The organism is Candidatus Nitrotoga sp. 1052 (assembly GCF_927312905.1).
In the GTDB taxonomy this organism is placed as follows: Bacteria; Pseudomonadota; Gammaproteobacteria; order Burkholderiales; family Gallionellaceae; genus Nitrotoga.
The window spans coordinates 1-1,101 of sequence record NZ_CAKMHQ010000088.1; the positions used below are offsets into that span (position 1 = coordinate 1).

1 pseudogene is annotated in these 1,101 nt (G+C 49.9%); it reads right to left on the reverse strand.

The annotated features are described in order from the left end of the window. Positions 1–346 precede the first annotated feature (346 nt). Positions 347–1,101 (reverse strand): annotated as a pseudogene (locus MJ768_RS14340) (ISNCY-like element ISCARN112 family transposase); the annotation flags it as partial.

The window sequence follows — 1,101 nt, forward strand, 5'->3', positions numbered from 1 at the left end:
CCGGAAACTACGCACCGGACTCTGCTGTGCGGTGAATTATTCAGCGTTTCCCTAAATTAATCTCCAGAAAAACTTGGTTTTCTATCAATTGTATTTATTCGTACCTATGCACCTGGCCAAATGGCGCTAACACATCTACGCTATGTTCGCTTCAGCCGCCATTTCTTGAGATCATTATTGAGATCACCAAAGTCAGCTTGGCGTTTACCAATATTCTTTTGGATTTTCCCTCTTATTTCCAAGTTCTTATTTTCGTAGATTTTACCGGCGACCTCCTGTCAACGCTAAATAGAAATGTCCCCTCGCCTACAAAGTAGAAATGTCCCTTTCTCCCTTCGTCTCGGTGTTATTGGATAACGGTTTTGCTATCGGTGGCGGACTTGCCGATGTGCATTTTTCTCCACGGGTGACCCGCTGCTGGTTTGTGCCCCTTGATGTCTTTTGTATAACGCTTTGTGATCGCTTCTTCTACCCGCGCATTGATTGTTTTACCATCTGCTTCTGCTGTTTTTCTTTGCGTTTTTGTGAGTGTCGTATAGGTGTATTTTCGATTTCTCCAGCGTAGCACCCGTGTTCCGTCAAAGTGATCGTGCAGGGTTACTTTTGCACCTCGCATGGCCAATCCGGTCCCGCTGATTTTTACCTGTATCAGATTGCATTCATGCTGGAACGAGAGGTTCTTTGACAGCGTTTTGGCGATCTGTACGGACAGGATATTCGTGAGCTCCTCTGCGCTACCTGGGTAGGCGATGTGTGCATCAACCGCATCCTTCGGTATCACCGCAAAGCGCCGGTTGAAACTGGCAACAAAGCCGGGCAACCAATTGTTCGCACTGGCGATGTCAGATATTCCGGCCAGCCTCATTTCCTTGGGCAACCTGTCTTGCAATGTCTGGTTGGCACGTTCCACGCGCCCTTTCGCTTGCGGGCTGTTGGCGTGGATGCACTCGATTCCCAACTCCCGTGTCGCCCGCCCAAACTGTGTTTCAGACTCCGGATCAGCCCCTTTGGCATTGATGCGGAAGATGCTGTGTTTGTCGCTGTAGAGCGCCACCGGCACCCCGTGCGTCAGAATGTGATCGTGCAGCACCCGCATGTAGC